General features: G+C 73.5%; 6 protein-coding genes. All 6 read left to right on the forward strand.

Going from position 1 to position 16,706, the window contains the following annotated elements; genetic code table 11:
• Positions 1-37 precede the first annotated feature (37 nt).
• The 6 genes from QC385_RS12080 (at position 38) to QC385_RS12105 (ending at position 16,693) form a co-directional block, all read left to right on the forward strand.
• Entirely contained in the window at positions 38-1,270 is a 1,233-nt protein-coding gene (locus QC385_RS12080; RefSeq protein ID WP_279541288.1) for a beta-ketoacyl-[acyl-carrier-protein] synthase family protein, read from the forward strand.
• A complete protein-coding gene (locus QC385_RS12085) occupies positions 1,270-2,370 on the forward strand; it encodes a beta-ketoacyl synthase N-terminal-like domain-containing protein (RefSeq protein WP_279541289.1) in 1,101 nt (366 codons plus the stop codon). The genes QC385_RS12080 and QC385_RS12085 overlap by 1 nt, the downstream gene beginning before the upstream one ends.
• Positions 2,371-3,117 carry a 3-oxoacyl-ACP reductase FabG gene (gene fabG / locus QC385_RS12090; protein WP_279541290.1) on the forward strand — a complete coding sequence of 249 codons (747 nt, stop codon included), beginning with the start codon at positions 2,371-2,373 and terminating at the stop codon, positions 3,115-3,117.
• A gap of 15 nt (positions 3,118-3,132) precedes the next feature.
• Positions 3,133-3,840 carry a 2-hydroxychromene-2-carboxylate isomerase gene (locus QC385_RS12095; RefSeq protein ID WP_279541291.1) on the forward strand — a complete coding sequence of 236 codons (708 nt, stop codon included), beginning with the start codon at positions 3,133-3,135 and terminating at the stop codon, positions 3,838-3,840.
• A 212-nt stretch (positions 3,841-4,052) separates the two neighbouring features.
• A complete protein-coding gene (locus tag QC385_RS12100) occupies positions 4,053-15,878 on the forward strand; it encodes a non-ribosomal peptide synthetase (protein ID WP_279541292.1) in 11,826 nt (3,941 codons plus the stop codon).
• A complete protein-coding gene (locus tag QC385_RS12105; protein WP_279541293.1) occupies positions 15,875-16,693 on the forward strand; it encodes an ABC transporter permease in 819 nt (272 codons plus the stop codon). The genes QC385_RS12100 and QC385_RS12105 overlap by 4 nt, the downstream gene beginning before the upstream one ends.
• Positions 16,694-16,706 lie beyond the last annotated feature (13 nt).

Genomic DNA, 16,706 nt, shown 5'->3' on the forward strand with positions numbered 1-16,706 from the left:
GCCCGGCCGGGCCGGGCGTGAGGGACTGGAGTACAGGGTGTACGACAACGATCAGCGGCCGCGCCAGGTGGTGATCACCGGACTCGGCCTGGTCACCAGCATCGGCCTCGGGGCCGAGGAGTTCCTGGCCGGACTGCGGGCCGGCCGGAGCGGGGCCAAGCCCATCACGGCCTTCGACACCACCGGTTTCGCGCACTCCTACGGGTGCGAGGTCGCCGACTTCGACCCGGCGGAATGGATCCGCACCATCGAACCGGAAGAACTGGGCCGGGCGACCCAGTTCTCCGTGGCGGCGGCCAACATGGCGGTCGCCGACGCGGGGATCGACCCGGAGGAACTCCGCGGCCGGCGGGCCATGGTGTCGGTCGGCACCACGGACGCGGAGTCCCGCGACCTCGACCTGCTGGCCGGCGAACAGCTCGACAAGGGCCCGGAGCACCTCTCCCCAGGTGTCGTACGACGGGCCCACGCCGCCAGGCTCTCCTCGAGCATCGTCCGCGAGCTCGGCCTGACCGACGTCGAGGCCCTGACCATCCCCACCGCCTGCGCGGCCGGCAACTACGCGATCGGCAGCGGCTACGACGCGATCCGGGCCGGCGACGTCGACGTGGCGCTGTGCGGCGGAGCCGACGCCGTGTGCCGCAAGACCTTCGCCGGCTTCTACCGGCTCGGGACCATCGCCCCCGAGGTGTGCCAGCCCTTCGACCGGGACCGCAAGGGCATCCTCACCGGCGAGGGCGCGGGCATCCTCGTGATGGAGAGCCTGGAGTCCGCCCGGGCACGCGGCGCCCGCATCTACGCCGAGGTCCTCGGGTACGGGCTCACCTGCGACGCCCACCATCCCGTCGCACCCGACCAGGACAGCCTCGCCCGCTGCATGGCACTGGCCCACCGCAACGCCGGGATCACCGCGGCGGACGTCGACTTCATCTCGGCCCATGGCACCGGCACCAAGGCCAACGACGTGACCGAGGCGGGCGCCATCCGCCAGGTCTTCGACGCCCCGCCGCCCACCGTCTCCATCAAGTCGATGGTCGGGCACAGCATGGGCGCGGCGAGTGCCCTCGGCTCGGCCGCCTGCGCCCTGTCCATCGCCGAGGGTTTCATCCCGCCCACCATCAACCACCGGCAGACCGACCCGGACTGCGGGCTGGACTGCGTGCCCAACGAGGCGCGTCCCGCCGAGCTGTCCGTGGTGCAGAACAACGCGCTCGCCTTCGCGGGCAACAACGCCGTGCTCATCCTGGGCCGGCACCGGGAGGCCGCCTGATGTCCGCACTGGTCTTCTCCTCCTGGTCGGCGGTGTCCCCGTACGGCGTGGGCAGCGAGCCCTTCCGCACGGGCATCCGGGCCGGCCGCGGCGCGATCACCGCACTCGACCGGGAGGCCTGCCCGGGACCGTTCACCGAGGGCGCGCTGGTGCCGGACTTCGACGTCACCGAGCACATCGGCCGCAAGGGCACCCGCACCATGGACCGGGTCACCGCCATCGCGGTGACCGCCGTCGGTCTGCTGCTGGCCGACGGCGGACCGGAGCTGACGTCCCGGCCCGAGGACACCGGGCTGGTGCTGGGCACCGGCTCGGGCAGTGTGCAGAGCATCATGGACTTCACCCGCGACTCACTCGCGGGGGAGCGTCCGTACCACGTCGACCCGGCCCGCTTCCCGAACACCGTGATGAACCGGGCCGCCGGGCAGAGCGCCATCTGGCACGGCATCAAGGGGCCGAACACCACCATCGCCGGCGGCCGCCTGACCGGGCTGACCGCGCTGAGCTACGCCACCCGGCTGCATCGCGGCGGCCACTGCGCGCGGGTGCTGTGCGGGGCGGCCGAGGAGTACTCCGAACAGCGCGCCTGGCTGGAATGGCACGGCCGGGACGGTGACGACCGCACGTCCCCGCTGGGCGAGGGCGGCGCGGTGTTCCTCCTGGAGACCGCACAGGACGCCAGGGCCGCCGGCCGGCGTGTGCGAGCCCGCCTCCTGACCACCCGGTTCCGTGCCTTCGCCGAACCGGCCGACGCCCGCGCGGCGTTGGCGGAGTGCGTACGCGAGGCCCTGAAGCAGGCCGGTGCGCGCGCAGAGGACGTGCGCGTGGCGGCCCCTGCCGAAACGGGCGGGAGCCTGGCCGGCGTCGAGGAGGCCGCGATCGGGGACGTACTCGGCCCGACCGCGCCCCGCCTGCTCGGCAACCGCACGCTGCTGGGCGACACCTCCGCGGCGACCGCGAGCCTGCAACTCGCGTCGGTGCTGTCGGTGCTCGACGACCAGGAAACCCCACCCGGCGCGCTCGCCCTCGTGACGGCGGTCGACCGGGACGGCACGGCCGGCTGTGCGCTGCTCGCCGCCGCGACGAACGAGGAGAGCTGAGTGGAGACGAACGCCCGCAGGCTGGCGCTGGTGACCGGGGGCTCCCGGGGCATCGGGCGGCACGTGGTGACCGGGCTCGCGCGGGACGGCTTCGACGTCGCGTTCTGCTACCGGTCCGACGAGGAGGCGGCCCGGGAGGCCGCCCAGGAGGCCGAGAAGGAGGGCGCGGGCGTCTTCACCGCCCGCGTCGACGTCGCCGACGCCCGCGCCGTACGGGATTTTGTACGGAACGCCGAGGACGCGCTCGGCCCGCTGCACGCGGCCGTCTCGTGCGCCGGCATCGTCCGCGACAACCCGCTGGTGATGCTGCCCGAGGAGGACTGGGACGCCGTTCTGCGCACCAACCTGGACGGCACCTACCACCTGTGCAAGGCCGCCGTCTTCTCCATGATGAAGCGCCGGGCGGGCACCGTCGTCACCATGTCGTCCGTCGCCGGGGTGTACGGCAACGCGACACAGACGAACTACTCGGCGTCCAAGGCCGGGATCATCGGCTTCACCAAGGCACTGGCCAAGGAGTCCGGACGCTACGGCGTGCGCGTCAACGCCGTGGCGCCGGGCTTCATCGACACCGACATGCTCTCCGGGCTGGCGCCGGAGCACACACGGAAGATGACCGAGCGCATCCCGCTCGGCCGCCTCGGCCACCCCCGGGAGGTGGCGGACCTCGTGTCGTTCCTCGTATCCGACCGCGCCGCCTACGTCACCGGACAGGTCTTCGGCGTCGACGGCGGCCTGGTCGTCTGACCGGTAAGGAGCTCCATGCCCAAGAACAAGACCCCACGTTTCTACTTCTCCCTGCGCAGCCCGTACTCCTGGCTCGCGTACCAGGACCTGACGGAGCATCACAAGGACCTGGTGGAACGGCTGGAGTGGCTGCCGTTCTTCGAACCGGACGACAGCAGCGCGCGGATGCTGCGAGAACGCGGCGGACGGTTCCCGTACTCGGACATGTCACGGGAGAAGAACCGGTACGTCCTCCAGGACGTCGGCCGGATCACCAAGGCACGCGGCATCACCGTGAACTGGCCCGTGGACGTCGACCCCGTCTGGGAGGTCCCGCACCTGGGTTACCTGGTGGCGGCCCGGGAGGGCCGGGGCCACGACTACATCGCCGCGGTCTACCGGGCCCGGTTCGGCGAGGGGCGCGACATCTGCGACCCGGCGACCATCGCGGACGTCGGCCGCGAGCTCGGGATCGATCCCGAGGTGATCTCCAGCGCCGCGGAGGACCCCGAACTGCGCGAGCGGGGTGCGGACATCCTTATGGAGGTCTGCAAGGACGGTGTCTTCGGAGTGCCGTTCCTCGTGCACGGCTTCACCCGCTTCTGGGGGCTCGACCGGCTGGACGCCTTCGTGGAACACCTGCGTGCCAAGGCGCTCTCCGCGACGTCCCTGGCACCCGTCACCGCCGGCGCGGTGGGCATCGGCCGCTCGGCCGACGACGGCCACGCGGGCGGCTGCGGCTGACCGAGCCGCCGCCGCGAACCGTCAGTTCTCGGTCAGTGCGCTGTCAGCGCACTCGGCCACCATCGATCACGACGCTGCCCTGCCCGCTACGACAGCCGGCCCGGAGGCAGCGCTTCATGCATGGCCCCAAGCCCTTGAGTGCCGAGCGCTGACCGCGCTGCGACGGCCGGGACGGCTGCATGGACCTGGTGAACCTTTCCGAGGGGATTGCAATGACTCGTGTGCCGACGGCCGGCTTGCCGCTCACCGCTGGCCAGAAGGACATCTGGTTCGACGAGAAGCTCACCGGCGGCGGTGCCACGTACAACACCGCGATCTACTGGGACATCAAGGGCCCGCTGGACCATGAGCGGTTCACGGCGGCGCTGGCCCGCCTCGCCGAGGAGTCGGAGTGCCTGCGGGCCCGCTTCTTCGAGGTCGACGGCGAGCCCCGCCAGGTCGTCGAGGACCTCGCCGAACTGCCGCTGACCGTCACCGACGTCAGCGGCGCCGCCGACCCCGTGGCAGCCGCCAACGACGCCATCCGGGCCGACCTGCGGGTGCCTTTCACGGTGGGCGGCGACGCGCCCCTGTTCCGCTTCAGCGTGTTCACGCTCGCCGCGGACCGCACGATCTTCTGCCTGCTCAACCACCACCTGGCGTCCGACGGCTTCAGCTACGTCATCTACTGGCAGCGGCTGTCCGCCATCTACGAGGCGATGACGGCGGGCACCTCGCTCGACGAGGGGCGCTTCGCCCCGCTGAGCACACTGATCGAGGCGGAGGCCGCCTACGTCGGCTCCCCGCGCCGGGAGCGCGACCGGGCCTACTGGCAGGAGCACTTCGCCGACGCCCCGGAACCGGTGACCCTGGCCCGCCGGGACGCCGAGCCGGCCCAGTCGTTCCTGCGTGAGGGGACCGTCCTCGCCGACGACCTCGCCGAGCGGCTGCGGGCCGTGGCCTGGGACGCCCGGGTGACCTGGCAGACCGTGCTGGTCGCCGCGCTGGGCGCCTACACCCAGCGGATGACCGGGACGGACGAGGTCATGCTGTCGCTGCCGGTCACCGCCCGGGTGGGCGGCACCCTGCAGAACATCCCCGGCATGGTCGTCAACTACCTGCCGCTGCGGCTGCGGACCGGGCCGGGGACGACTCGGGGCGAACTGCTCGCCGCCGCGCACAAGGAGGTCACCGGGGCACTCAGACACCAGCGCCACCGGGTCAGCAAGGTACGGCGCGCAATGGGCCTGGCCAGCGACGACCGGCGCCCCTTCGGCCCGTTCCTCAACATGATGCCGCAGATCGAGAAGCTGACCATCGGGCCCTGCGAGGCCGTCCTGCAGAGCCCCTCCACCGGTCTGGTGGACGACCTGGAGTTCACCGTCGCCGACAAGGGCACGGCCGGCGTCGGCGTCGACCTCAGCGCCAACGAGAGCCGCTACGACCGCGACGAGGCCCGTGACCACCTTCAGCGGTTCATCGCCTGGCTCGACCGCTTCGTGACCGCCGGTGCCGACGACCGGCTCGGTGCCCTGGACCTGCTGGCGCCCGGCGAGCAGGCGCGGCTCACCCGCGTTCTCACCGGCCCCGAGCGGCCCGAACCGTACGTCGGCGTCGTCGAGCGGGTACGCGCCCGGGCAGCGGAGCGCCCGGACGCCGTGGCCGTGACCGACGACGCGGGCAGCCTGACCTACGCCCGGCTGACCGGCCGGGCCGGCGCGCTCTCCCGACGTCTCACCGGATCCGGTCCGGTGGCCCTGCTGGTCGAGCCCGGACGGGACTTCGTGGTCGCTGAGCTGGGCGTGCTGGGCGCCGGCCGCGCCTTCCTGCCGCTCGACGCCCGCTCGCCGCACGCCCGGCTGACCGCGCTGCTCAACGACAGCTCGGCGACCTGCCTGCTGGCCGACGCGGCCAACCGGGAACTGGCGGAGCGGCTCACGGCGGAGGCCGGGCGGGAGCTCGACCTGCTCGTCCTGGACGATGCGGAGGACGCGCCGGAGGACCTGCCGCCGGTCGCCGGCGGCCCCGAGGACCTGGCGTACGTCATCTTCACGTCCGGGTCCACGGGCAAGCCCAAGGGCGCGATGGTGCAGCGCGGAGGCATGATCAACCACCTGCTGGCCAAGGTCGAGGAGCTCTCCCTGACCCGGGCGGACAGCCTCGTGCACAACGCGCCGGTGACCTTTGACATCACGGTGTGGCAGACCCTGACCACCCTGCTGGTCGGCGGCCGGGTCCGTGTGGTGAGCCGGGAGACCGCGGCCGACCCGGACGCGCTGTTCGGAGTCATCGGCGACGAGGGCCTGACCGTACTGGAGGTGGTCCCCTCCCTGCTGCGCGCCACCCTCGACGCCTGGGACACCACCGGCAGCGCCCCGCGGCTGCCCGCCCTGCGCTGGATGATCTCCAACGGCGAGGCGCTCGCCCCCGGTCTGTGCGACCGCTGGTTCGCCCGCTACCCGGCGATCCCGCTGGTCAACATGTACGGCCCGACCGAGTGCTCGGACGACGTGACGCACGCCTACGTCCGCCACGGCGACGTCCTGGACGGGGCGTACGTCCCGATCGGCCGGCCGCTGCGCAACACCCGCCTGTACGTGCTGGGCGACGAACTGCGGCCGGTGCCGCAGGGAGTACCGGGCGAACTCTTCATCGGCGGCGCCGGCGTGGGCCGCGGCTACCTCGCCGACCCGTGCCGTACGGCCACCACGTTCGTGCCCGACCCGTTCGTGGGCCGGGGCGCGCGCATGTACCGGACCGGTGACCGGGTGGTGCTGCGCGCCGACGGACAGCTGGACTTCATCGAGCGCCGCGACCACCAGGTCAAGATCCGCGGCCACCGGATCGAGCTGGGCGAGGTGGAGGCGGCGCTGCGCGCGCTGCCCGGCGTCTCGGACGCGGTGGTGACCGCGAGCGCCGACCAGGTCGGCCAGAAGCGACTCATCGGCTACTACGTGCCCGAGCAGACCGCGGAACAGCCTGCCGGGCAGCACGTCCCGAGCGCCGACGCGGTCCGTGACGGTCTCGCCCGGGTCCTGCCCGGCTACATGGTCCCGGCCGCCCTCGTGGCCCTGGACCGGCTGCCGCTGACGGCACACGGCAAGGTGGACCGCAAGGCCCTGCCCGTGCCCGACTTCGCCGCGCCGACCGCCACCGCCACCGCCGCCGCGTCCGAGGCCCCCCGCAGCCACACGGAGCAGGTCGTCTCCCAGGTGCTGGCCGACGTGCTCGGGCTGCCCTCGGTCGGGCCGGACGACAGCTTCTTCGCCCTCGGCGGCGACAGCATCAGCTCGATTCAGGTGGTCAGCCGGGCCCGCAAGGCCGGGCTGGTCATCACCTCCCGCGACGTCTTCCTGCACCGCACGCCGGCGGCCATCGCGGCGGCCGCACGGCCCGTCGAGGACCGGGCTCCGGCGGCCGCCCAGGACGGCGTCGGTGAGATCGAGCCCACCCCGATCGTCGACCAGCTCCGCGAGGAACTCGCCGGACTCCCGGACCCCGCACGGGAGTTCAGCCAGTACGTGACGGTCACGACACCGGCCGGAACGGACGCCGAACGGCTCACGACCGCCGTGCAGGCGCTGCTGGACACGCACGACACCCTGCGGATGCGGCTGTCCGTCCCGGCCCCCGGGCTCTGGTCCCTCGAAACACTGCCCGTCGGTGCCGTGTCCGCCGCGGACGCCGTCACCCTGGTCGACGTCTCCGGCGCCGCCGAGGACCCACTGCCCGCCCAACTCGCCGCCGCCCGCGGCCGGCTGCGGCCCGAGGACGGGCTGATGGTGCAGGCCGTGCTCCTCGACGCGGGCCCGGACCGGACCGGACGTCTGCTGATCGTGATCCATCACCTGGCCGTGGACGGGGTCTCCTGGCGCATACTGCTGCCCGACCTGGAGGCCGCGTGGAACCAGGCGGCGCCGGGCCGCCCGGTGCGGCTCGACCCGGTCGTCACCTCCTACCGCGGCTGGGCACAGGCCTTGTCGCAGGAGGCCCGCACCGCCCGGCGAGCGGGTGAACTGGCCTGGTGGACCGAGCAGTCGGGCGCCGACGAGCCGCTGCTCGGCAGCCGCGCCCTCGACCCGGCCCGGGACACCCACGCGACTGCCGGCGAGGTCACGCTCGAGCTGTCCGCCGAGCAGACCGCCGAGCTCCTCACCACCGTCCCGGCGGCCTTCCACGCGGAGGTCGACGAGGTCCTGCTGACCGGCCTGGCCCTGGCGGTGGCCGAACGGCGCCGGAGGCACGGCGCCGCTGCCGCCGGCACGGTGGTCGAGCTGGAGGGACACGGCCGCGAACCCGTCCCCGGCGAGCTCGACCTCTCCCGCACCGTCGGCTGGTTCACCAGCGTGTACCCGGTCGCCCTGGACGTCGGTGACATCGACTGGAGCGAGTTCGCGGACGCCGGCGCGAGCTGCGGCAGGGCGCTCAAGCGCGTCAAGGAACGACTGCGCGCGGTGCCGGGCCACGGCCTCGGCCACGGCCTGCTGCGGCACGTCAACCCGCAGACCGCCCGCGTGCTCTCCCGGCGGCCGGTCCCGCAGATCGGCTTCAACTACCTGGGCCGGTTCACCGCCGGCGCCGGCGAGGCCTGGCAGATGGAGTCCGGCGCCTCCGGCCAGAGCGCGCACCCGGACACCCCGCTGCGCCACGCCGTCGAGGTCGTCTCGGTCACCGAGGACCGCCCCGGGGGCCCGGTGCTCTCGGCGACCTGGACGTACGCCGGCGGCCTGCTCGGCGAGGAGGACGTCCGGGACCTCGCCGAGGGCTGGTTCCGCGCCCTGCGCCTGCTGGCCGAACACGCCCGGCGCCCGGGGACGGGCGGCCGCACCCCCTCCGAGTTCCCGCTGGTCGCCGTCGGCCAGGACGAGATCGAGGCATACGAGCACGAGGTCGGGGAACTGACGGACATCCTGCCGCTGTCGCCGTTGCAGCGCGGTCTGCTGTTCCAGGCCGAGTTCGACCGGCACGGGATGGACGCCTACACCCTCCAGGTCCTCATGGACGTCCAGGGGCCGCTGGACAAGGCCGCGCTGCGCCGGGCGGTGGTGGCCCTGCTGGAGCGCAACGACGCCCTGCGGGCCTGCTTCCGCGACCGGGACGCGGGCGACCCCGTGCAGGTGATCCCCGGATCCGCCGAGGTGCCCTGGCACGAGGTCGACCTGACCGGCGTCGCGGAGGACGGCCGTGAGGCCGAGATGATCCGGCTGACCGACGAGGAGTGGCTGCGCCGGTTCGACGTGGCACAGGCCCCGCTGACCCGTTTCACCGTCTACACACTGGCACCGCAGCGCCACCGCGTGGTGTGGACCGCCCACCACATCCTGGTGGACGGCTGGTCCCTGTCGGCCGTCCTCGCCCACGAGCTGGTCACACTGTGGTCCAACGGCGCGGACACCTCGGCGCTGCCACCGGTCGCCTCGGTGCGTGGCTACCTCGAGTGGGCCGGGGCGCAGGACCAGGAGGCCGCCCGAGCGGCATGGCGGCAGGAGCTGGCCGGGGTGGACGAGCCCACCCGGCTCGGCCCCGCGGACCGCGCCCGGGTCGAGTCGCTGCCCGAGACCTGGACCGCGGAGCTGCCCGAGGACCTGACACAGGCGCTGACCGCTTGGGCCCATGCGCGCGGCCTGACGATGAACACCGTCGCGCAGGGCGCCTGGGCGGTGGCCCTCGGCCGGCTGACCGGCCGCCGGGACGTCACCTTCGGCGCGGTCGTCTCCGGGCGCCCCGCCGAACTGCCGGGCGTGGAACAGATGGTCGGCTCGTTCATGCACACGCTGCCCGTGCGGGTGACCCTGACCCCGCAGACCACCCTGGAGGAGATGCTGGTCGACCTCCAGTCCCGCCAGCTCGCCCTCGAACCGCATCAGCACCTGGGCCTGGCCGACGTGCAGCAACTCGCCGGCGCGGGCGAACTCTTCGACACCGTCGTGAGCTTCCACAACTACCCGACCGGTGTGCTCGACCGCATCGGCGAGTACGTCCCCGGGCTGTCGATGCTCGACTGGAAGGCCCGGGTGATCGCCGAATACCCGCTGGCGCTCGGCGTGTTCCCCGGCGACCGCCTGCGGCTGGAGGCGCAGTACCGCTCCGACGTGTTCGACGCCCAGGGCGTCGGCGCGATCGTGAGGCGCTTCGTGCATGTCCTCGAGGCGCTGGTCGCCGCGCCCGGCGCACGGCTGAGCACCGTGGACGCACTGGGCGACGAGGAGCGTCGCCTCCTGCTCGACACCTGGGCCGGCCGCGCGGCGCCGGTCGCGGCGCGCCCCGCCACCGACGTCTTCGAGGAGCACGCCGCCCGGACACCGCACGCCGTCGCGGTCGTCGACGGCGACCAGGAGGTCACCTACGCGGAGCTCAACGCCCGCGCCAACCGGCTGGCCCGCCTGCTGATCGACCGCGGTGCCGGCCCCGAGGACCTGGTCGCGGTGGCGCTGCCGCGCTCGGCCACGATGGTGGTGGCCGCGCTCGCGGTCCTCAAGGCCGGCGCCGGCTACCTCCCGGTCGACTCCGCCTACCCCGCGGACCGCATCGCGTACATGCTGGAGGACGCCCGTCCGGCGGCGGTGCTGACCACGGAGGAGCTCGCGGCCGTCCTCCCGCCGACACAGGCAGCCGTCGTCACCGTCGACGTCGGCCCGCCCGGCGGACCGACGTACGACGACCACGACGTCGTGGACGCCGAGCGCCGCACCCCCCTGGACGCCCGCCACCTCGCCTACGTCATCTACACTTCCGGATCCACCGGCCGCCCCAAGGGCGTCGCCGTGGCGCACCAGGGCCTGCTCGCCATGGTCAGCAGCCTGACCGAGCGCTTCGGGCTGGACAGCGACACCCGGGTGCTCCAGTTCGCCTCGTTCAGCTTCGACGCGTCGGTCTGGGAGATCATGCTGGCGCTGCTCAACGGCGGCACGCTGGTGATCGCCGACGAGGAGTGCCGCACGCCCGGCAGGCCGCTGGTCGACCTCATCGACAAGGCCCGTGTCAACCTGGCGGGTCTGCCGCCGGTGGTGGTGGGCCGCCTGCCCGAGGGCAGTACCCTCCCCGCCGATCTGCGCCTCGCGGTCGCCGGCGAGGCCGTTCCCGCCGAGATCGTCGCACGCTGGGCGTCGAGCGTGCGGCTGTACAACGGGTACGGCCCGACCGAGGCCGTCGTGAGCTCGACGGTCGCCGGCCCGCTGTCCGGCGCCGGCCGGCCCCCCATCGGCCGCCCGACCTCCGCGCACCGTGTCTACGTCCTGGACCGCGACCTGGCGCCGGCCGCGGTCGGCGTCACCGGCGAGCTGTACGTGTCCGGAGGTCTCGCCCGCGGCTATCTGGGCCGTGCGGACCTCACCGCCCAGCGGTTCGTGGCCGACCCGTACGGCCCTCCCGGCGAGCGGATGTACCGCACCGGCGACCTGGTGCGCCGACTGGACGACGGCGAACTGGACTACGTCGGCCGTTCCGACGACCAGGTCCAGCTGCGCGGCTTCCGTATCGAGCTCGGCGAGGTCTCCTCCGCGCTGCTCGCCCAGGAGGGCGTGACCCAGGCGGCCGTGACCGTGCGCGAGGACGAGAACGGGGACCGGCGGCTGGTGGCGTACGTCGTCCTGGCCGACGCGGACGCCGTCGCAGACGGCCTGCGCGAGCGGCTGGCCGGCGAACTGCCCGACTACATGGTCCCCTCCGCGGTCGTGGCCCTGCCCGAGCTGCCCCTGACCCCCCAGGGCAAGCTCGACCGCAAGGCGCTGCCCGCGCCGAGCGCGCACTCGGCGGCGCAGGGCCGTGAGCCCCGCAACCCCGTGGAGGACATCCTCTGCAGTCTGTTCGCCGACGTACTCGGCCTGGACCGGGTCACCATCGACGAGGACTTCTTCGACATCGGGGGCCACTCGCTGCTGGCGACCCGGCTGGTCAGCCGGGCCCGCACGGCGCTGGGCGTGGAACTGCCCATCCGGGCGCTGTTCGAGGCTCGCACGGTGGCCGCCCTGGCCGGGCAGCTGGACACCGTCGACGCGGCCCGCCCGGCCCTGGCACCGGCCCCCGCGGACGCAGCCCGGCCGCTGTCCTTCGCCCAGCAGCGGCTCTGGTTCCTCAACCGTCGGGAGGGGCGCTCCACCGGCACCTACAACTCGCCGATGACCTTCCGGCTCACCGGGCGGCTGAACGCCCACGCCCTCCAGGCGGCGCTGCGTGACGTCGCGAGCCGGCACGAGGTGCTGCGCACCGTGATCCCGGAGGCCGACGGCGTGCCGTCGCTGCGGGTGCTGGACGGCGCCGGCGCCGGTCCGGAGCTGAAGGTGCAGGCCCTGTCCGAGGACGGCCTGGACGCCGCCCTCGCCGCCGAGTACGACCTCGGCTTCGACCTGACCCGCGAGACGCCGCTGCGGGTACGGCTGTTCAGCCTCGGCAAGGACGAGCACGTGCTGGTGCTGGTCTTCCATCACATCGCCTTCGACGGCTGGTCGATGGCGCCGCTGCTGGGCGACCTGTCCGCCGCCTACCGCGCGCGGTGCGCCGGCCGGGCCCCCGACTGGGCGCCGCTTCCGGTGCAGTACGCGGACTACGCGCTGTGGGAGCGCAACCTGCTCGGCTCCGCGGACGACCCGGGCAGCCATCTCTCCCGGCAGCTGGCGTACTGGAAGCAGACGCTGGCCGGGCTGCCCGACGAACTGGCCCTGCCCGCCGACTTTCCGCGGCCGGCCGTGAGCGGCAACTCCGGCGGCGAGGTCATGTTCGAGCTCGACGCCGAGCTCTACGCCGCCCTGGTGGCCATCGCCCGGCAGGCCGGCGCCACCGAGTTCATGGTGCTGCAGGCCGCGTTCGCGGCCCTGCTCACCAGGCTCGGCGCCGGCACCGACATCCCGGTGGGCACCTCGGTGGCCGGCCGCACCGACGACGCCCTGGGCGACCTGGTCGGCTTCTTCGTCAACTCCCTGGTGCTGCGCACCGACACCGCGGGCGACCCGGACTTCGCCGAACTGCTGGCCCGGGTCCGGGAGAGCGACCTGGCCGCCTACTCCCATCAGGACGTGCCGTTCGAGCAGGTCGTGGACGCGCTCAACCCGCCGCGCTCGCTCGCCCGGCATCCGCTGTTCCAGGTGCTGCTGACGTTGCAGAACAACGACGACGCACCGCTGGTGCTGCCCGGACTCACCGTGCGCCCCGCTTTCGTCGAGTCCGGCCGGATCAAGGTCGACCTCGCCCTGCAACTGCTGGAATGGCCCGAGGACGGCTCCATGCGGGGCCTGCTCGGCTACAGCACCGACCTGTTCACCCGGGCCACCGCCGAGGCGATCGCGGAGAGCTTCGTGCGACTGCTGCGCGCGGTGGCCGCCGACCCGCACGTCCGGCTGAGCGGGCTGGACGTACTGGGCGAGGAAGGGCGGGCCCAGGTGCTCACCGGGTGGAACGACACCGCCCGGGAGGTGCCCGACGCCACGCTGCCCGAGCTGCTCGCCGAGCAGGCGGCACGCACCCCGGACGCCACAGCGGTCCTGTCCGAGTCGGGTTCCCTCACCTACGCGGAGCTGGACGCCCGTTCCAACCAGCTGGCCCGGCACCTGATCGAGGCCGGCGCCGGCCCGGAGAAGGTCGTGGCGCTCGCCCTGCCCCGGTCGCCGGAGGCGGTCGTCGCGGTGCTCGGCGTCCTGAAGTCCGGTGCGGCCTACCTCCCCGTCGAGGCCGACGAACCCGTCGAGCGGATCAAGCGGATGTTCGCCGAGGCCACGCCGCTCAGGGTGGTCACCACGGGCGCTCTCGCCCGGCGGATGCTGGCCACCGGGACGACCCCGGTGGTGGTGGACGGACCGGCGGTGAAGGCCGCGTCGGCCGAGGGCCTCACCGACGCCGACCGAACGGACCCCCTGCGCTCGGCGCATCCGGCCTACGTCGTCCACACCGCCGGCGCGGGCGGCCGCCCCCGAGGCGTCGTCGTCGAGCACCGCGCGGTGGTCAACTACCTGAGCTGGGCCCGGGACACCTACCGCTGCGTCGGCGACGAGGCGCTGCTGGCCACCCCGCTGTCCTTCGACGTCTCGGTCACGGGCCTGTTCCTGCCGCTGATCACCGGCGGCACGGTGCGCCTGGCGGAACTGACCGCGGACGACGCCACGGCGCGCGCCGGAGCCGCGTTCCTCAAGGGCACCCCGAGCCACCTCGCGCTGCTGGGCGCACTGCCCGACGGCTGCTCGCCGGCCGGCGAACTGGTCCTCGCCGACGAGCCCGTGCAGGCCCAGCGGCTGGACGAGTGGCGTGCGGCCCACCCGCGGGTGCGGGTGGTGACCGAGTTCGGCCCGACGGAGGCCACGGTCGGCGCCCTGTCCCGGACCGTCGAGCCCGGCGAGCGGACCGGCACCGGCGTCCTGCCGCTGGGCCGGCCGATCGGCAACGTACGGGCGTACGTACTGGACCCCTGGCTGAGGCCGGTCGGCCCCGGTGTGGCCGGCGAGCTGTACCTCGCCGGTGACGGCCTGGCCCGCGGCTACGCCGGCAGCCCGGCGGCGACCGCCGAGCGTTTCGCGGCGTGCCCGTACGGCCCGCCCGGTTCCCGGATGTTCCGCACCGGCGACCTGGTGAAGTGGGGCGCGGACGGCGACCTGCGGTACGTGGGCTGCTCGGACGACCAGGTGCGCGTGCGCGGCTTCCGGGTCGCCCCGCGCGAGGTCGAGCGGGTGCTGGCGTCGCAGGCCGCGGTGGAGCGGGCCGCGGTGGTGGCCCGTGAGGACCGTCCGGGCGACGTCCGGCTGGTGGCGTACGTGGTTCCCGCCGAAGGGGCCGTCGTGGACACCGCCGCGCTCGCCGGGGCCGCGGGCTCGGCGCTCGCCGCGTACATGGTGCCCTCCGCCTTCGTGGTGCTCGACGCCCTCCCGCTGACCGCGGACGGCCGGGTGGACCGGGCCGCGCTGCCCGCCCCGGAGGCGGCGCGGGACACGGCCGGGACCGCACCGCGAGACGAGACCGAGGCCGTGCTGCACGACGTCGTCACCGAGGTGCTGGGGCTGACACGGATCGGGGTCGAGCAGAGCGTCTTCGACGCCGGCATGGACAGCATGAAGTCCCTGCTGCTGGTCAGCGGGGCGCGCAAGGCCGGTCTGGACGTCACCGTCGCCGACGTCTTCGTGCACCAGAGCGTGGCGGAACTCGCCGAGGTCTGCCGTGGCGGCCCGGTCGCCGACGCCGACGGGCCGGAGCACCGCAGTGGCGCGGAGGTGATGTCGCAGGCGCTCGCCGCCCCGGCGAAGCCCGACATGGCCGATCCGTTCAGCGCGATGCTGTGCATCAGGCCGACCGGCAGCCTGCCGCCGGTGTTCTGCGTGCACAGCGGCGTCGGCTTCAGCCTGCCGTACCTGCCGCTCGCCCGGCACATCGGTGCCGAGCACCCGATCTACGGCATCCAGGCCCCCTGCGTGGTGGACTTCGCGCCGCTGCCCGGGTCGGTCGAGGAGATCGCCACCGACTACATCCGGATGATCAAGGAGGTTCGGCCCGAGGGCCCGTATCACCTGCTCGGCTGGTCGTTCGGCGGCACGATCGTCTACGAGATGGCCGTCCAGTTGCGGGCCGCCGGCGAGGAGGTCGGCGTGCTCTCCGTCCTCGATGCCTACCCACGCACCGGAATCCCCGACGACCGCGAGGAGCAGTCGCTCTACGCCTGGCTGCTGGAGGGCATCGGACACCACCGCTCCGAGTTCGGCGACCGGGACCTGACCGTCCAGGACATCTTCGAGACCCTGCGCCGCGACGACAGCCCGCTGGCGCGGATGGGGGAGCGGCGGATGGCCGCGATGATCGACCTGATGAGCCATCACCAGACGTTGAAGTCCCGGTACGCGCCGGGCCGTTACGACGGAAGGATGCAGCTCTTCGTCTCCGAGTCCCCGCTCTCCGACGGCGAGCGGGCGAACAAGCCCGGGCTGTGGGAGCCGGTCTTCGACGGGCCGATGGACGTCCAGCACCTCGCCTGCACGCACGACGAGATGATGAGCGACGGACCCCTGCGGGAGATCGGCCCGGCCGTCACCGCCGAACTGGCCCGCTGGCACGCCGAGACCGCCGAGAACCAGGGCGGGCAGTCATGACGGCCGCCGTCGCCCCCCGGCCCGCCCCCGTGGCGGCGCTCCTCACCGAGGTCGCCGCCGTGACCGGCCGCCGGCTGCGGCACCTGCGGCGGGCGCCCGCCCGGGTGCTGGGCGTGGCGCTCAGCCCGCTGGTGAGCATGGTGATGCTCGGCTACCTGTTCCGGGACTCCATCACGCTGCCGGCCGGAGGCACGTACGGGGAGTACGTCTTCGCCGGCGGCGCCGTCCAGGTGGCCCTCGCCTGCGTGGGGCCCACCGCGATCTCCGTGGCGCTGGACCTGCACGGCGGCATGACCGACCGGTTCCGCTCGCTGCCGATCAGCCGCTCCGCGGTGCTCTTCGGGCACACCCTCGCCGACCTCCTGGTGGGGTTGCTGGGGCTGGCCGTCGTCACCGGCGCCGGACTGCTGCTGGGCTGGCGCCCGCACAACGGGCCCTGGTCCGTGCTCGCCGGCTTCGCGCTGATCGCCGTGTTCGTCTACGCGATGCTGTGGCTGGGCGTGCTGTTCGCGCTGACCCTGCGCAACGTGGAGACGATCAGTGTGATCACGCCCTTCGTGGTGATCGTGCTGCCCTTCCTGTCCAACGCGTTCCTGGCCCCGCAGAACATCCCGTCCCTGATCCGGCCGGTCGCGGAGTGGAATCCGGTCAGCGCCGTGATCGCCTGCTGCCGCCGGCTGTGGGGCAACCCCGCAGGCACCGGCGGCAGCTACCCCGCCGAACACCCCTGGCTGGTGGCCGGGGTGTCCCTCGGTCTGCTCCTCGCCCTCTGCTCACTGGTGAGCCTCCGCCGCTACCGCACTGCGGGCGCCTGACCCCTGGAGAGAA

Source organism: Streptomyces sp. DH10 (assembly GCF_029813805.1).
Lineage (GTDB): Bacteria > Actinomycetota > Actinomycetes > Streptomycetales > Streptomycetaceae > Streptomyces > Streptomyces coeruleofuscus.

What these genes read in the sequence shown, in the direction of transcription:
- QC385_RS12095 (WP_279541291.1), top strand. Translation starts at nt 3,133, where the DNA reads ATGCCCAAGAACAAGACCCCACGTTTCTACTTCTCCCTGCGCAGCCCG.
- QC385_RS12100 (WP_279541292.1), top strand. Translation starts at nt 4,053, where the DNA reads ATGACTCGTGTGCCGACGGCCGGCTTGCCGCTCACCGCTGGCCAGAAG.
- QC385_RS12085 (WP_279541289.1), top strand. Translation starts at nt 1,270, where the DNA reads ATGTCCGCACTGGTCTTCTCCTCCTGGTCGGCGGTGTCCCCGTACGGC.
- QC385_RS12105 (WP_279541293.1), top strand. Translation starts at nt 15,875, where the DNA reads ATGACGGCCGCCGTCGCCCCCCGGCCCGCCCCCGTGGCGGCGCTCCTC.